Origin of the sequence: Brevibacillus sp. DP1.3A (genome assembly GCF_013284245.2) — a bacterium.
GTDB lineage: Bacteria > Bacillota > Bacilli > Brevibacillales > Brevibacillaceae > Brevibacillus.
Genome location: NZ_CP085876.1, coordinates 1103517 through 1119672 on the forward strand (window position 1 = coordinate 1103517; position 16156 = coordinate 1119672).

Annotated in this window: 15 protein-coding genes; 10 read left to right on the top strand and 5 right to left on the bottom strand. The window is 47.5% G+C overall.

Going from position 1 to position 16156, the window contains the following annotated elements:
* The 3 genes from HP399_RS04975 to HP399_RS04985 all read right to left on the bottom strand — a co-directional run bounded on the left by HP399_RS04975 (position 1) and on the right by HP399_RS04985 (position 2625).
* Complete coding sequence (locus HP399_RS04975; RefSeq protein ID WP_228088447.1) at positions 1–1062, bottom strand: vWA domain-containing protein; 1062 nt, start codon at positions 1060–1062, stop codon at positions 1–3.
* Complete coding sequence (locus HP399_RS04980) at positions 1007–1543, bottom strand: VWA domain-containing protein (protein ID WP_228088448.1); 537 nt, start codon at positions 1541–1543, stop codon at positions 1007–1009. Before HP399_RS04980 ends, HP399_RS04975 begins: the two co-directional genes overlap by 56 nt.
* Positions 1544–1701: 158 nt before the next feature.
* On the bottom strand, positions 1702–2625 hold the full coding sequence (locus tag HP399_RS04985) for an alpha-helical endospore appendage domain-containing protein (protein WP_173616769.1): 924 nt from the start codon (positions 2623–2625) through the stop codon (positions 1702–1704).
* 247 nt (positions 2626–2872) lie between these two features.
* Here HP399_RS04985 and HP399_RS04990 point away from each other — a divergent pair, with 247 nt between their 5' ends.
* The 5 genes from HP399_RS04990 to HP399_RS05010 all read left to right on the top strand — a co-directional run bounded on the left by HP399_RS04990 (position 2873) and on the right by HP399_RS05010 (position 9262).
* Entirely contained in the window at positions 2873–3937 is a 1065-nt protein-coding gene (locus HP399_RS04990; protein ID WP_173616768.1) for an AAA family ATPase, read from the top strand.
* Between the two features lie 3 nt (positions 3938–3940).
* Positions 3941–5740, top strand: a complete 1800-nt coding sequence (locus tag HP399_RS04995; RefSeq protein ID WP_173616767.1) for a vWA domain-containing protein — start codon at positions 3941–3943, stop codon at positions 5738–5740.
* A gap of 120 nt (positions 5741–5860) precedes the next feature.
* Positions 5861–7066 (top strand): chromate transporter, encoded by a 1206-nt coding sequence (locus tag HP399_RS05000; protein ID WP_173616766.1) that lies wholly within the window; start codon positions 5861–5863, stop codon positions 7064–7066.
* A 302-nt stretch (positions 7067–7368) separates the two neighbouring features.
* On the top strand, positions 7369–7968 hold the full coding sequence (locus tag HP399_RS05005; RefSeq protein WP_173616765.1) for a TetR/AcrR family transcriptional regulator: 600 nt from the start codon (positions 7369–7371) through the stop codon (positions 7966–7968).
* A 64-nt stretch (positions 7969–8032) separates the two neighbouring features.
* Positions 8033–9262: an MFS transporter gene (locus HP399_RS05010; protein ID WP_173616764.1), complete on the top strand. Its 1230-nt coding sequence runs from the start codon at positions 8033–8035 to the stop codon at positions 9260–9262.
* Positions 9263–9300: 38 nt separating this feature from the next.
* Here the strand turns inward: HP399_RS05010 and HP399_RS05015 are convergent, their stop codons facing one another.
* Positions 9301–10479 carry an oxalate decarboxylase family bicupin gene (locus HP399_RS05015; RefSeq protein ID WP_173616763.1) on the bottom strand — a complete coding sequence of 393 codons (1179 nt, stop codon included), beginning with the start codon at positions 10477–10479 and terminating at the stop codon, positions 9301–9303.
* A 181-nt stretch (positions 10480–10660) separates the two neighbouring features.
* Here HP399_RS05015 and HP399_RS05020 point away from each other — a divergent pair, with 181 nt between their 5' ends.
* Positions 10661–11416: a DUF4241 domain-containing protein gene (locus HP399_RS05020; protein WP_173616762.1), complete on the top strand. Its 756-nt coding sequence runs from the start codon at positions 10661–10663 to the stop codon at positions 11414–11416.
* Positions 11417–11430: 14 nt separating this feature from the next.
* Here the strand turns inward: HP399_RS05020 and HP399_RS05025 are convergent, their stop codons facing one another.
* Positions 11431–11991: a YEATS domain-containing protein gene (locus HP399_RS05025; protein WP_173616761.1), complete on the bottom strand. Its 561-nt coding sequence runs from the start codon at positions 11989–11991 to the stop codon at positions 11431–11433.
* A gap of 155 nt (positions 11992–12146) precedes the next feature.
* Between HP399_RS05025 and HP399_RS05030 the strand changes: the two genes are divergently transcribed.
* The 4 genes from HP399_RS05030 (at position 12147) to HP399_RS05045 (ending at position 16155) form a co-directional block, all read left to right on the top strand.
* Positions 12147–12734: a TetR/AcrR family transcriptional regulator gene (locus HP399_RS05030; protein WP_173616760.1), complete on the top strand. Its 588-nt coding sequence runs from the start codon at positions 12147–12149 to the stop codon at positions 12732–12734.
* Between the two features lie 293 nt (positions 12735–13027).
* On the top strand, positions 13028–14116 hold the full coding sequence (locus tag HP399_RS05035) for an ABC transporter ATP-binding protein (protein WP_173616759.1): 1089 nt from the start codon (positions 13028–13030) through the stop codon (positions 14114–14116).
* Complete coding sequence (locus tag HP399_RS05040; protein ID WP_173616758.1) at positions 14113–15267, top strand: alkaline phosphatase family protein; 1155 nt, start codon at positions 14113–14115, stop codon at positions 15265–15267. Before HP399_RS05035 ends, HP399_RS05040 begins: the two co-directional genes overlap by 4 nt.
* Positions 15268–16155: a carbohydrate ABC transporter permease gene (locus HP399_RS05045; RefSeq protein WP_173616757.1), complete on the top strand. Its 888-nt coding sequence runs from the start codon at positions 15268–15270 to the stop codon at positions 16153–16155.
* Position 16156: the final 1 nt, after the last annotated feature.

Below are 16156 nucleotides of genomic sequence, written 5' to 3' on the forward strand. Positions count from 1 at the left end.
TTAGTTCCTGCTGATCGCCATGCTATCTTTTACCAAGCGGACAAATTCGAGTTGTTCCTCTCCAGTGGCTGTGGCTTCCGCCAGTTTGAGTACATCGCCAAGGGAGCTTCTTTCGGCATACGGACTCTCTCGCAATATTTCCCCGTACTCTGCTACAGCAGCAAGGAACGTCACATCAGGAGACAAGGTATTTTGCCCCTTCACGGGTTCGGAGAGTTCCTCTACTTTTTGGGAAGAGGCATGATGATAGCGCACGCGAACCGTCCCGAGATCTGTATGGGCAGGGGAAGCGAGCTTTACTTCATAAAGAGCGGTCACACTATGTCCAGCGCCGATCTCGCCCGCATCTGTCTTGTCGTTGCGAAAATCTTTGTCGCGGACATCGCGGTTCTCATAACCGATCAAGCGATACGAGTCTACCTTCTTAGGGTCGAATTCTACCTGAATTTTTACGTCACGAGCGATCGTTTGGAGGGTGCCTGTCAATGATTCCGTAAAAATGCGGCGCGCCTCGGAAAACGTATCAATGTAGGCGTAGTTGCCTTCTCCTTTGTTCGCCAGCTGCTCCATCAGGACATCATTATAATTTCCCATCCCAAAGCCAAAAGTGCTCAAGTAAATGTCTTTTCGCGCATAGTCCTCGATCGAACGCAAAATGCCCTCGGCCCCTGTTTCTCCGACATTGGCTACCCCGTCGGAGCATAAAATCACCCTGTTAATGGCAGTAGGCTTGAAGGAACGGGCCGCCATTTCATAACCGAGGACCAGACCTTCTTCCGCATTAGTGGAGCCTTCGGGTTGCAGCTCATCGATGGCTGATAAAATCGCCTGTTTGTCTTCGGCAGAGGTTGGAGGCAAAAGAACGCGTCCCTCTGATCCATAGACGACGATCCCTACTGAATCTGTAGGTTGGAGTTGATCGACAAGAACATGTAAGCTCTTTTTCACCAGCTCTAAACGATTTTCTTGATTCATCGAGCCAGATACGTCAATGACAAAGACGAGATTAGCGGGCTTCCGCTCTTGGGCGTGTAATTCCTTTCCTTTGATCCCGATTCGCACTACTTGAAGATTTTTTTGAAAGGGAGAGGGGGCCACTATCAGCCTGAATCGCAAATGTTTGATTGGTTGGCGCGGGATACGAAGTGGGGAAAAAGTTGATGAATTCCTCCACCCGAACAGCTTCTGCTGGCGGGAGATTCCCGTCTTTTATAAAATTGCGCATCATGGTGTAAGAGGCGGTGTCCACATCAGCGGCAAAAGTAGACAGGCGGTCCTTCGCCGTAGAAACAAATTGGTTGGTGCCGTAATCTTTGAAGTACATGTCATTGGGGAGGGGATCGACCGATTTTTTCAGCGCGTAATCAGCTAGTTGGCTGGGAGGACTTGGACTGGAGGCTACTTGATTGTTTTGACTTTGCGCAACAGGTGCTGCTGGTTTGTTTCCACTTTCGCCACTTGATGCGAACTGCTCGCTCGAGCTGCATCCGATCAAGGATGCGACCAATAGGGTGATACCACTGGCTTTCACGATTTTTCTCATCTTTAATGATTCCCCCTTTGCCTATGTGACGTGGTAAAAAAAGGAATGTTACATAAGGAGGAGGAGTTGGCTTGTCCACAGCAAGGGCTTCACTCGCAACGACAGCCAGGATCGAGTCGTAGCTGCGGCTCCGAGTGGCGTAATGATTTATGTTTGGATTAGTCGGCGATCTTCACTAAAGTGAGGAAGCCGGTAATCGTCGTCGTTCCGTCTGCGAAGCTTTGCAAAAACTGGTCTGCGATACCTCCCGTACGGAATATGTCTACGATGTCTCCTGCTGCTAATCGGGTGAAAGAGGTAACCATGCCGAATGCATTTCCATCCTCTGCACTATCCGCACTGCTTGAGGTTCCGGCAGAGCCCGTAATATTGGCGCCATTCCTTCTGATAATGAAAGACGCTTCACTTGCTTGTGCAGTAGTAACACGATAGCTGATGAGATAGATGCCGCTTGCAGGTACGGTCACTTGCCCGCCAGCGAGTAAAAAGCCAAGTGAATTGTCTGCATTCGACACATTAAGTGGGACGATCGTATTTGGCGAAATATCGATAGCCGAGGATAGCCAGAAGTTACCGAATACACTGGAAACAGTACCTGTTGCCCCCGTTACCCCGATGGCTCCAGTAACACCTGTAACACCTGTAACACCTGTAACACCTGTAACACCTGTAACACCTGTAACACCGGTGGCCCCTGTTGTTCCTGTTCCCCCTCCATCTAGTCCGGTGGCTCCTGGTAGACCAGTCGCTCCAGTGGCTCCCGTTGGTCCTGTGAGACTAGCGATAAATGATGCTGTTAATACGGAATTCAGCTTGTTGTACAGCAGAATCTCTTTCTTTGTTATCTCTCTGAGCGTATTTACTACACTAGCATTAACGTTCAGCAAATCACTAATGGTTGCAGTGGGACCTGTTAATCCTGGAAGCGTACCAAGGACATATTGAAACTTTTCCGCCTCTGCATTAATGATATGGCTTAACCCTAGCTCTTCCAATGCGATAGATGCCAGTAGCAAGTTTGCGACTTGGCTTTGTGTGATGGTAATGAGCGGGGTAATGTTAGGGATATTTGCTTGTGACAAATGAAACGTCCTCCTTTTTTCATGTCTTCTCATCCTATTCCGATACTGTGCATAAGGGGATTGGTCGGTTTCGTTGTTTTTATTCAGGTACGGTTTACCATGTGATGCCTTTCTTTCTTGCTCCTTATTCAATCTTCTTGTAATATTAGGAAATATTTGTGGTGTGACGGTCGCTCTAGTCAATGGAAATCAATCATGGAAAGAGGTAGATTGCTGCAAAAATCAATCAAACAAGAGAGGTTATGAAATGAATCTAGGAATTCAAGTAACGCAAAATCAACTGATGGATGTGCTGCTAAACGTTGCAGTAGCTCGTCCAGTATTTATTTGGGGCGCACCAGGAATCGGCAAGTCGTCTCTCGTCGAGGCGTTTGCCGAGCAGGTGGGCCTGCCTTGCGTATCGTTATTGGGTAGCCAGCTGGCACCTGAGGATATTATTGGTGTCCCACAGATCGTAGACGGGAAAAGTAGATTTTGCCCACCTGCGCAAATTGCGAGAGAAGAACCGTACTGCTTGTTTCTTGACGAATTGAATGCATGCTCGCAAGAAGTGCAAAAGGCGTTTTACAGTCTGATTCATGAGCGGAGAATTGGGGATTACCATCTGCCAGAAGGGTCCATTGTGATTGGGGCAGGAAACCGCGCGCAGGATAGCGCGATTGTCAAACCGATGTCGTCTGCTCTGATCAACCGGATGTTCCACGTGCAATTGCTAGTCTCGTATGAACAATGGATGAATTGGGCGTACAGCAACGGCATCCATTCCTACGTGCTGCAATTTTTGGAGGTGCGACCGGACTATTTGTGGTCGCAGCCACCGAAGAGCGAGGAACCGTTTTCTACTCCGCGTTCCTGGCACATGCTCTCTGATGCCCTGAAGGAATTCGGTGAGAACTTGACGACAGAGATGGTGGGGGTACTGGCCTTCGGATGCTTGACGCCCCAGCATGCTGCTCAATTTCGAGCTTTTCACAAGAACATTCAAGGCAAATACCAGCTCAACCGTATTTTGGAGGGAGATGCTTCTTTTCCGACGGCTCCAGAGGATCGGGACGTACTGTATTTTCTGGCTGATTCATTCCGTTCGCAGATCAAAAAAGAACTGCCAGCGGATAAAGCCTCCGTGGGGGAGCAGCATAAACGGTTTGCACACCGAGCGAAAGCTCTCTTGAAGGAGCTCGCATCCATCTCTCTGGAAATGGCGCAGATGGTGGTGGCGCGGCACGAGGATGGCGACGGATTGCCAGACTGGTTCGTTGTAGAGGTAATTCGTGATTTACCGCGTCTGGCCATGGACAGGAAGGGAAAATAGCCAATGGCCAGAGGAGTTCAAAACGACCCGGCGACGCAAAACTACGAACAGGCCGTCCATTTTTTGAGTCATCACCCGATGTTTGGTCCGCTGTCCTCGCGAGCGCACTTTACTCGTTCCGAGCGAAGTATTTGTCCGGATAACGGTTGGGTAGTCGTGACCCGGGAAGGCAGCTTGTACGCGCATCCGAAGCGCAGAGGGGAAGTCGGGGAATGGATTTATGTTCTCGCACATGCGCTGCTGCATTTGGGCTTCGGACATTTTGTGGAAAAAGAGCAGCCGATTTTGTGGAACATCGCATGCGATTGTTATATTACGCGTTTTTTGAGAGACATGAAGCTGGGGAAGCCTCCTGCTGAAATGGCCTTTGAGCTGGATAAATCGGGAAAGAGCGAAGAGGAGCTGTATGACTGGTTCGTGGAGCATGGGGTGCCGGAGCATTTGAAGCTGTTTGGAACGGGCGGGGAAAAACAAGCAGATATGCTCTTCTCGGATAAATACGTCCGGTACACCTACAATCGAGATGTGGAGTGGGAGCGGCTCTTGGGGATCGGGCTGGCGCAGGCGGTGCAAAGTGCTGTCAGCGTAGCGGGCGGCTATTCCGATGCTCTCGGGAATGAAGAGAACCAGCTGTCCGAGGCACAAAAGGCCAAGCGCTGGTTCATCAATCATTATCCATTGCTGGCTTCCTTAGCGAGTCATTTCACGATTATCGAGGATTCACAGATCTGTCAACGGTTGCAAATCTCGGTGGCAGCCATTGATGTAACATCCAACGAAATCTTCATCAATCCTGCGGCGGGCTTGGATGAAGAGGAATGCAAATTTGTGATGGCACACGAGCTATTGCACGCAGGGCTTCGCCACCATGAGCGCTGCCAAGGCCGCGACCCGTATTACTGGAATGTCAGCTGCGATTACGTGATTAATCAATGGCTGATGGAGCTCGGAGTGGGACGTTTTCCGCAAATTGGCGGACTGTACGATCCAGACTTGAAGGGACTGTCGGCAGAGGCCATTTACGATCGAATCGTGACGGACATGCGTACGTATCGCAAGCTCTACACCTTACGTGGAATCGGCATGGGCGATATTTTGGATGGAGACGATCCGCGTTTTTGGGATAGGGGTCCGGGAACGACGCTGGATGACTTTTATCGCAATGCGATGTCGCAAGGCTTGATCTACCACCAGGAGAAAGGACGAGGGCTTTTGCCTGCGGGGTTAGTAGAAGAGATTCGCGCCTTGGGGCAACCGCCTATTCCGTGGGATGTTCAGCTTGCCCGTTGGTTTGACGAGCATTTTCCCCCGTTGGAAAAGAGTCGCACGTATGCAAGGGCAAGCCGCAGACAGTCCTCGACACCTGACATTGCCCGTCCTGCCTGGAGCTTTCGGGAAACGGATCAGCTGGCACGCACGTTTGGCGTCGTGATTGATACATCCGGCTCGATGGATACCAAGCTGCTCGGCAAAGCATTGGGGGCGATCGCGAGCTACAGTGAAGCGCGAGATGTTCCGTATGCGCGCGTGGTCTTTTGTGATGCGCAGGCGCATGATGCGGGCTACCTTTCTCCCGAGGACATTGCAGGGCGCGTCAAAGTAAAAGGACGCGGGGGAACGATCCTGCAGCCGGGCATCGACATGCTAGAGAAAGCAACCGATTTTCCAAAGGACGGACCGATTTTGATCATTACCGATGGGGAATGTGATCGGATCAAAGTAACTCGTAGTCATGCCATCATGCTGCCGAAGGGGAGCAATCTGCCGTTCGTGGCGAGAGGACCAGTATTTCGAATGGAATAGCAGGGTTTAGGCTCCGTATCGATGCGGAGCCTTCTTCATGATCTTTTTACAATGAAAGGGTAGGAAAAGCGATAAAATAGCTTGTATGATGAAGCGGAAAGCGGAGAGGTGTACAGCTAAGTGAAGAATAATCTCTTAGAAGAAACCGGGCACAAAATAAGCAAATGGCAAGCTGTGCGTGAAGTTTTTCTCGTTTCTACCAAGCTGGGATTGACCTCATTCGGTGGTCCCATCGCGCATCTCGGTTATTTTCACAACGAATACATTCGAAGAAGAAAATGGATGGATGAGCAAAGCTACGCGGATTTGGTTGCGCTTTGTCAGTTCCTCCCTGGTCCCGCAAGCAGCCAGGTAGGGATCGGAATCGGAATCATGCGAGCCGGATTGTGGGGAGGGGTAGCTGCATGGATCGGCTTCACTCTGCCTTCGGTATTAGCGCTTCTGATATTTGCGTTCACTTTACAAGGAGTGGACAGTGGCAGTGCTTCTTGGATTCACGGTCTAAAATTAGTAGCTGTCGCGATTGTTGCTCATGCCGTATGGGGGATGGGACAAAAGCTGGCCCCGGATCGAACGCGGGTGACGATGGCGATCAGCGCTGCTACCATCACGCTGTTGTGGCATTCTGCATGGAGCCAGGTCTTAGTCATGATTCTAGCAGGAATAGCAGGGGTGCTTATCTTCCGGCAGCAAAAAGTTTCGGAGCTCCCTGAATTTCGTGTGCCGATCAGTCGTGCACTAGCCATTGCGTGCTGGATCGTTTTCTTCGGACTTTTGCTAGTGCTGCCGATCCTCCGAGAGAGCACAGGCTTTTCCTTGCTAGCGCTGTTTGAGAGCTTTTACCGTGCAGGCTCACTTGTTTTTGGTGGAGGTCACGTTGTATTGCCTTTGCTGGAGAGGGAGGTAATCCCGACAGGCTGGGTAACGCAAGAGTCGTTTCTGACCGGCTACGGGGCTACACAAGCGGTACCGGGTCCATTGTTTACCTTTGCTGCTTATTTGGGAACAATGATTGCAGGAGGAGTCGGTGCAGTAGTGGCTACGATTGCCATTTTTCTACCGGCCTTTTTACTCGTCATCGGCGCATTGCCGTTTTGGAATTCCTTGAGGAGAAATTCGAAAATCCAAGGAATGCTGGTAGGTGTGAATGCAGCGGTCGTCGGTATTTTACTGGCAGCCCTGTACGATCCGATTTGGACGAGTACCATTCTTGCGCCGCTGGATTTTGCGGTAGCGGCTATTTTGTTTATCATGCTGGAGCACTGGAAGCTGGCACCATGGCTGGTTGTGATTACGGGGGCTTTGTACGGTCTGTTGCTGTCTTAGACTGACGTCAGCTTTTTTATACTATTGGAAAGTATAAATTTCGTGGGTCTATACTTTAGATAGGAAGTCATTATCATCCTAAGTTTTAAAAGGTCTCAAATGAACTAATAAAGCTGGTGAGAAGAAAAAGCACAGAGCTCGTAGACCTGTGCTTTTTCTTCTCCTCCACTCTGTTGACTCAAACCAAAATGCCCTTCATAGCTCTTTCTTATCGCATAAGAAGGTTTGCCAAGGATGTTTGTAACGCTTATAATACTGAATGAAAGTTCAGTATTGCTGGATGGGAAGTTGGTGAAGGATCATTGAATAAAAAGAAGCAGCAAACGGAGCAGACAAAGAAGAAGATTGCGGATGCGTCCAGAATTTTATTCATGCAAAAAGGCTACAAGGCCACATCAATAGAAGATATCGTGAAAGCTACTGGATACAGCGGCGGTAACATTTATTATCATTTCAAGAGCAAGGAAGGGCTGTTTTTACATCTGATTGAAGTTTGGAACAGAGAATGGGAAGAGAAGTGGCTGGCCAAGGAACAGCTCTACACGACCTCGATCGATAAATTGTATGGAATGGCTGAACATTTTGCGACCGATTTTATGAACCATCCGCTGACCAAGGCTGCTGATGAATTTTTCGACATGTCGGAGAAGCCTTCGGATGTGGAGGATCGTATCAACGAAATGATCCAAGGTTATATCGACTTTAATAAACAGTTGCTCCAGAAGGGGATCGATAACGGCGAATTTGAAATGACGAATGTAACCGGAGTCGCCATTATCCTGGACAGCCTGATGTTTGGTTTAAATCAACACTCGCGACGAATGGAACGAGAGGAAGCGCTGGCGACTTTTCGGTTAGCGATGGATGTGTTTTTATTTGGCATTGTCAAACCGTCCCGCTAGCTTTTTTTACGCGATTATCTAGAATAGATATTCAGTGTTTTGTGAAGGATTGGAGGAATAGTAAATGGCTTTATTATTAAAAAATCAGGGAGCCCTATTGATTCTGATGTTCAATATTTTCCTTGTCTTTACGGGGATCGGGCTTGTTATACCGATTATGCCAAAGTACATGGAGAGTTTGGGAATTACCGGGGGGACGATCGGCCTGTTAGTGGCAGCCTTTTCACTGACGCAGCTTCTTTTTTCCCCAATTGCCGGGCGATGGGCCGATTCATTCGGAAGAAAAAAGATCATTGTGATCGGCTTGGTCGTGTTTGCTATCTCAGAAGGGCTGTTCGGTATAGCGAATTCTCCAGTCCTGCTGTTTGTTTCTAGGTTGCTAGGCGGCATCAGTGCCGCACTGATTATGCCAGCCGTAATGGCTTACTCAGCAGATATTACAACGAATGAAGAACGAGCGGCCGGTATGGGGTATATTACGGCAGCCATTACGACTGGTTTTATTATCGGTCCAGGCATTGGAGGATACATTGCTGAATTTGGTATTCGCGTACCTTTTTATTCGGCAGGAATTGCGGGACTGATTGCTGCATGCATCACGTTGTTAATCCTCAAGGAATCGAAACCTACGGAAGAATCATTATCGGACTCTTCTTCTAGTGAAAAACAACGAAGCAGTCTTCTTTCCCAGTTAATGTACTCCTATCGAGAGCCTTATTTTTTCAGTTTGATCATTGTGTTTGTCATGTCTTTCGGACTGGCTAATTTTGAAACGGTCTTTTCATTGTTTGTCGACCATAAGTTTGGATTTGAGCCGAAAGATATCGCGTTTATCATTACATTCGGGTCAATAGCAGGCGCAGTGGTTCAGCTTACTGCCTTTAGCTGGATAATGAATCGCTTTGGCGAGAAAAGGGTCATTTCGGTCTGTCTGCTCTTTGCTGGTTTGTTTATTGTCCTGACTCTTTTTGTTCACGGATTTTGGATGATTTTTGCCGTTACCTTTATCGTATTTCTGGCGATCGATATTTTGCGACCGGCCATCAGTACCCAGATGTCGATGCTTGCAAAGGATCAACAGGGTTATGTTGCTGGCCTTAACTCAGCCTTTACCAGTCTTGGTAATATTGCAGGTCCTATTGTAGCTGGGTTTTTATTCGATATAGATATCAACTATCCGTATGCGCTAGCGTGTCTGATTTTGCTTATCTGTTTCGTCTTATCGCTAGGAGTTAAAAACCGCAACCTGAAGGATGCCAATGCGGCCTCCAGTCAAGTTTCCATTCATGGATAAAAGCAGACCAGTCCATTCGGGCTGGTCTTTTCTTGCATTCACGGGACATAGCCATATCCAGGATATTTGACAACGGGCCATTTATCCTTGCGCAAGGCATCTAATAGTTCAGGACCTACACACAGGTTGGAAGCGACGAGTTCATGCGGGGTGAGCGCCATCCATTGATTCAGCGATACATCGACAAAGCGGTCGCTCTTGAACATTTCCAAAAACCACACCGTTTCCGTCCCGGTATTTTGGATATAATGCCCCGTCGCAAAAGGAACGTAACCAACATCACCTGCTTGGTAGTCAAAAGTTCGGGCGTTTCCGTTTCCGATAAAAACAGTCATCCGTGCTTGGCCTGAAATGTAATATTGCCACTCGTCGTTATTGGGATGCCAATGCAGCTCTCTCATGGCACCGGGACGTAGCTCTACGAGTGCTACCGCGATTGTTTTGGAGATTGGAAAGTTGCGGGAATCGACAATGCGCACACTGCCTCCAGGTGTAATGAGGGGGCGTTGGGCGAGTAAGCGATGGGAAAAAGGGAGGGGGATGGTTCCGTACGGAGATTCCACTTCATCTGCATCAATGGAACCCGGAACCTCGTCCTGATAAATGTACACCTGCTTGCAAGGAATGTCGGCAAAGGCAGGTTCAGGCACACCAAAATTCGCAGAAAGCACATCTGTTGGCGTATGAGCAAACCAATCGGAGATCGATAGCGTATTCAGATCGGAAAAATGCCCATCGTCGAAAACGAGCAAAAACTCGCAGCCTTCCTCTAGTCCCTGAATCGAGTGGGGGATGCCGGGAGGGAAATACCACAGATCGCCTTTGCCGATATCCGCGATAAAATTCCGTCCGCGTTGGTCAACGGACGTAATTCGTGCACGACCCAGCAGCATGTAAGCCCATTCCGCCTGCTGATGCCAGTGCAACTCGCGCACACCACCTGGCGTCAGGCTCATGTTTACACCCGCAAGTGTAGTGGCGATTGGCAGCTCGCGTATGGTGACTTCACGGGACCAACCGCCATGATTTAATGTCATCGAGGCATCTGAGAAGGAAAATTTCAGATTAGGCAGCAAGCCCGCATCTGTGACGGGAGGAACTAGCATATTCGGATTTTGCCGATCACGCATGACGTTCCGTGGGCCGAGATCGACCCATCCGGTCCCGTCACTCCTCATTGGCTGAGGAATTTGATTCCCTTTGTCTGGCGGATTCATTCGGGGCAACCTCCTTCATCCTTGGACAGGCATAGGCTTTGTCGTATTTCATCCACTAACCATGCCTATGCATCGGCTTGCCCGTTATGCAAACATCCGAGTTGTTCTACCGTTTCTACGGGTGATTTTGTATAATTTTAGGAGTGATTTACAAATTGACAATATTAGGATGGGTATAAAGATGAATAAGATTCCAAACGAGCAATGGTTAGCACGATATGAACAAAAAAAACAGATGTTAGAGCCCCATGTTGATTTACACACCTATTTCACATCAACGGAGATCAGTGGGAAACCAATCAACTTGCTTTCTTTGGGGGAAATCACGATTCCCACTGGGGACATCATGGTTCGTGATCCACTTGTGTATCTGGAGAAAGATAGTGCCCCGTATTTTCGAAAAGTCCCTACAGGAACCTTCTCTTTAACCGTTTGTGTGGTAACCGTTGAAGAAGACCACTACAGGTATGCAGCGGTTAAGGTGGAGTTTACAGATAAAACTCCCCAAAAATTTACGGAAGCCCTCATTGGAAACGAGGATCTCGAAAATCTAGGGGAAGGCGAATATTTTGGGTTTAATGTGGATGCAGGCCTTGCTACTGTGGTAGATGTCAAAACGAGGGATGCTTATCTGGAATTTTATGATAGCTGGAAAAAAGAGAATCCAGAGGGCAATATTTATGATGAATATTTTGCTAGTGTTTTTGCGCAAAGTTACAAAGACCATCCAAAATACCAAAGAAGCGCTGGAGATTATATAAACTGGACGATACCAGGCACCGATTTATCGATTCCGATGATTCAGACGGGATTTGGAGACGGAGCCTATCCTGTCTATTTTGGGTTGGATGAAAACGATCAAATTTGCCAGCTGGTGATTCAATTTATTCCCATTGAACTTGCATTTGGTGAGGATGACAGCGAAGACGAAAGCTAGTAGGAAGCCTCTCACTAATCATTTTTGGAGACGGTGTTTCGACTATCTTTCTTTGGAAAAAGAAAATAGCTGGCTGTAATCAACAGATCAATCCCCAGAACAACGGTCCATAGCCGGAGAATATGCCATAAAGAAGCAGTTCGCTCCGCATCATCGATAAAGTAGATGGTCCCCGCTAAGAGAGCCGCCCCAATTACATAGGAGTAGAGATGTCTAAACCAGCTTTTGGCGTAATGCTTGGCGTACTCCATACCGTATAACTTGGGCTTCGCCGTACCTTGCTTGGTGACGTATTGCTGAAATTTTTCATCCGCCCATTGAATCATGCTTTTCCCAAACGCAAGCGATACCCCAATATAAACGGCAGCCAGCGCATGAGGAATTGTAGCGGTAGCTCCACGATACAAATCCACGCTCGTAACGACGAGCAAAACTACATCAACAACAGGCGTCAGGGCGAGAAGAAAAAGCCCGGCCTTTTTTTGTTTGAGCACGTACCTTGTGAAAAGGCCAAGTACAATGACCATCCAAAATGCGATTTCGCATGCGACAATCATCCATGCAACAAAATTCACTATAATAGGTCCCCTTTTCGGAAATTTCTTCTCCTGTATGAGAAGCTTTTATAATACAATTGTACTAACAAAAAGAATCTTATCATCAAACTTAAAATAATACAATGGTATTACTAAAGTTGCTTGTCCCTTGCAAATCTTGTTAAAATACAACTATGCCAAAAATAATCGATCACGAGAAAAGAAGAGAACAAATAGCAGAAGCAACGTGGCGTGTCATTGTCGAGCAAGGAATGGAGGGGGCAACGGTAAGGGGCATAGCAAAAGAAGCAGGACTTTCATTAGGTGCTTTGCGACATTACTTCGCCACACAGGATGAACTGCTGATGTATGCCATGCAACTCGTAAAAGAGAGGGCAATCGCTCGAATTGCTGAAATCCACGCTAATGATGAATGGGCGCCAAAAGAGAAAATCACCAAAATCTTTCTGGAGCTTCTCCCTACGAATCAAGAAAAGATGGTCGAAATGGAAGTGTGGTTTGCTTTTACCGTATACTTCCGACACAAGAAAGAAGGCTTTGATGCACAGCACGACGGGATCTATGCCGCCGTCCGCAAGCTGTTGGACTCTGCTGATCAACTGAATCTATTACGCAAAGAGCTGGACAAAGAGATGGAAGCAGAAAAGCTCTATGCCGTCATCGATGGTCTGGCACTGCATGCCTATCTCGAGCCGCAGCGTGTCAATGGGGAATGGATTACGAAAGTGCTGGAGCACCATCTCGCATCTTTATTTCTTTAACTGACTTTTACACTTCTTTTACGAAAAAGATGCTCCATTCTTCATACAAGATAAGAAACACATACAAATACTCTCATAAAGAAAAGCAATCGGATCAAGGAAAGGTTGATCTGATTGCTTTTTTTCGTCGTGTGCGTTGGTTTACAAAGAACACAATGGGCTTTGATACGCAGTTAACAATGCTGCATTACGATGAATGTACAAACATTTTTGAACAAAAATGAGTTTGTTGGTGTGTATAAGAAAAAATGACAATTGTCCAATAAAGATTGAATGATGAAGGGGTTTTCAACATGTCGAGTATTATGCTGAAGTCATTGTCCAAGCAATATACCAACGATAAATACACCCTGGACGATATCAGTCTGGCAATCAAAGACAAAGAGTTCCTGGTGTTATTGGGACCGTCCGGATGTGGAAAATCTACGCTGCTCAGAATGATTGCCGGGATTGAAGAGATCACCCAAGGCGATGTGTACATTGGCGATGTTTGTGTTAATGAAGTGGAGCCAAAGGATCGGGGAGTTGCGATGGTTTTTCAAAACTATGCCCTTTATCCGCATATGACCGTATACGAAAACATGGCATACGGCCTGAAAATTAAAAAGATCAAAAAAGCAGAGCGAGAGAAGCGCATCAAGGCAGCAGCGGATATTTTGCAAATTGATCATTTGTTGAAACGGTTCCCCAGCCAATTGTCTGGTGGGCAAAAACAGCGGGTCGCAATCGGGCGGGCCATCGTGAAGGAGCCAAAGGTCTTTTTGATGGACGAGCCGTTGTCCAATCTGGATACCAAGCTGCGAAATGAAATGAGAATTGAGATCAAAAAGCTACACGAGCGCTTGAATTCAACGTTCATTTACGTGACGCATGATCAGGTGGAGGCGGTTACCTTAGGGGATCGAATCGCGATTATGGCGGAAGGCAAGTTCCGACAAATCGGAACGCCGATGGAAATCATCGATTGCCCAGTGGATATGTTCGTTGCCAATTTCATCAGCTCACCCCCCATTAATTATATGGAAGCGAGTCTGATTCAGCGAGATGGCCGGGTCTATGTGGAGGTAGACGGGCTGCTGCTGGAAACCAATCTCTCGCTCGACGTGATGGAACAAGCTCTTGAGATTGTCGCGGGAGTCAGACCAGAGCATTGCTTTCTCACCGAAAGCAGCGACGATGCACTCGCTATGGAGGTACTGTTCACGGAAATTATCGGAACGGATGTGTTGGTCCATCTGAAGTATAAAGAGAGCAATTTCATCGTGAAAAAAAGCTTTACCCAGACGTATGCAAAGGGTCAAAAGGTGAACGTAGGGATTAATGCCGCCCATGTCCATGTATTTGACAAGCTCACGCAAAAGAATCTGAGGTGCCGCCCATGAATGTACTCATCTCGCTAGACGGCATCAGCTATCAAAGCTTTGAACCTTACGCGCAGCACTGGATAGAAAAAGGTTATTCCTTCTGCCAAAAACTGATCACGACGTTTCCCTCGGTCACATTTACCGCACATGCGGCAGCGATGACTGGGAGCCAACCGGGTAAGCATGGTGTCTTTGATAATATCGTAGCTCGCCCGGAAACGATGGAAAGAGTGGCGTTGTATGGCGACCACGAGATTCTTTGTAACGAAGCACTTCATAAGCAGACGATTTTTTATTCGTTGGCGAGACAGGCAGGGACGAGCTGTTGCATTCATTGGCCCATGACGTCCGGAAATCCGTATATTCACCATTTGATTACGGAATCGGGCAGCAAAAAAAAGCTGAAGTCAAAAGTTTCCGTAGAGGAAATCGATCATGTCGCACTGACTGAAACGATGCGGGCGATCAAAACGGAAACCTATGATTTTATCGCGGCAAGGTTTATCGGTTATGATGCGCTGTCTCACCAATATGGGAAAGACTCGCCTGAGGCAATGCGGTGTCTAAAGGAGCTGCTTACGTATCTCGATCAAATCGAGCAAATGTTGAAAAAGACACAAAAACCATTCAACCTGATCATTTTCTCGGATCATGGTCAAAGCGACATTCACTCGTTTTTTTATCCGAATGAGATTTTGGCTAAAAGCCAGTGGAAGCAGCATTTTCGAAACAAACAAATCAGATTCGTCGGGGACGGCAGCGGGGCGTTGTTATTTTATAGCTCGTTAGATCATCAGCAAAACAAAGAAATCATGGCGTTTTTTGAACAGATGCCAGAAGTGCATCACTTCTATGAGCTAGCAGAGGAGACTCCTTCAGCGTGCAGGCCATTCGGTATCCTCGATTTGAAGCATGCGGTATGCGGCGAAGATATCGCGTTTCCCGAACAGCCGAAATACAAGGAGATGAAAAGCCTACACGGGTATCATCCCGCGAATGTCGATGAGATGAATGGATTTCTCTTGTGCTTAGGGGATGCGTTTACGAAAAGCAAAGTGATGGAAGAAGCAAACATCGAAAACATTGCACCCACACTGGCGCAGTTGTTCCGAATCGCTCATCCATGTGACGGGCAACCGATCAAAGACATCTTCAAGGAGTACGAGTAAATGGGCAGACCAATCAGCAAAACGATCAAGGATAACGCATGGTCGCTGGGGTTACTTTTGCCGACACTGATTCCGTTAGTTATTTTTTGGATCTACCCCATGATCAAAACGTTCCAAATCAGTTTTACCGACTGGAACTATATTTCACCTGACTACGACTACGTAGGGCTGGAAAACTACCAAAACTTGATGAGCGACGCTTTCTTTGGGAAGGTGCTGCTGAACACGTTGGTGTTTACCTTTTTTACAGTCGTTCCGCCGATTCTTTTCGGGCTGTTCGTAGCGATCCGGTTAAACAAAATACAGAAGCTTCGCCATTTCTTTGTCGCGAGTGCATTTTCATCGTGGATGACGCCGACTGTGGTCGTGTCCATGGTATGGGTCAGCATATTCGATACCGATTCGGGGATTGTCAATTATGTCCTGAAAGGTATCGGTATGGAGCCAGTGAAGTGGCTGGGTGGACAAACGACAGCGATGATTGTCGTCATTATCGTCACCATCTGGCAGTACATGGGGCTGGGTATCTTGCTACTTTCCTCTGCTCTCGCAAAATTGGACCCGGAAGTAGAGAAAGCGAATGATTTGGATGGAGGGAGAGGATTACGAAAATTATTCAGAATCACCTTGCCTGCGATCTCACCGATTCTTGTTTTTCTGTTCGTCTTTTTTACACTGAATTCTCTCAAAGCCTATGATCAGATTTATATTTTGACGCAGGGCGGACCTTCAGGAGCGACTTCGACCATCTTGTACTACTTCTACGTGCTCGCTTTTGAATATTTTGAAACTGGACCAGCATCAGCGTTGGCGATGATTTTTTTGGTCATGTGTCTCTTGATCAGCGCAGTGAATTTCTTCTTGTCCAAACTACTGTTTACCAAATGAG

What these genes read in the sequence shown, in the direction of transcription:
- HP399_RS05010 (WP_173616764.1), top strand. Translation starts at nt 8,033, where the DNA reads ATGGCTTTATTATTAAAAAATCAGGGAGCCCTATTGATTCTGATGTTC.
- HP399_RS04990 (WP_173616768.1), top strand. Translation starts at nt 2,873, where the DNA reads ATGAATCTAGGAATTCAAGTAACGCAAAATCAACTGATGGATGTGCTG.
- HP399_RS05020 (WP_173616762.1), top strand. Translation starts at nt 10,661, where the DNA reads ATGAATAAGATTCCAAACGAGCAATGGTTAGCACGATATGAACAAAAA.
- HP399_RS05030 (WP_173616760.1), top strand. Translation starts at nt 12,147, where the DNA reads ATGCCAAAAATAATCGATCACGAGAAAAGAAGAGAACAAATAGCAGAA.
- HP399_RS04995 (WP_173616767.1), top strand. Translation starts at nt 3,941, where the DNA reads ATGGCCAGAGGAGTTCAAAACGACCCGGCGACGCAAAACTACGAACAG.
- HP399_RS05040 (WP_173616758.1), top strand. Translation starts at nt 14,113, where the DNA reads ATGAATGTACTCATCTCGCTAGACGGCATCAGCTATCAAAGCTTTGAA.
- HP399_RS04980 (WP_228088448.1), bottom strand. Translation starts at nt 1,543, where the DNA reads ATGAGAAAAATCGTGAAAGCCAGTGGTATCACCCTATTGGTCGCATCC.
- HP399_RS05045 (WP_173616757.1), top strand. Translation starts at nt 15,268, where the DNA reads ATGGGCAGACCAATCAGCAAAACGATCAAGGATAACGCATGGTCGCTG.
- HP399_RS05035 (WP_173616759.1), top strand. Translation starts at nt 13,028, where the DNA reads ATGTCGAGTATTATGCTGAAGTCATTGTCCAAGCAATATACCAACGAT.
- HP399_RS05015 (WP_173616763.1), bottom strand. Translation starts at nt 10,479, where the DNA reads ATGAATCCGCCAGACAAAGGGAATCAAATTCCTCAGCCAATGAGGAGT.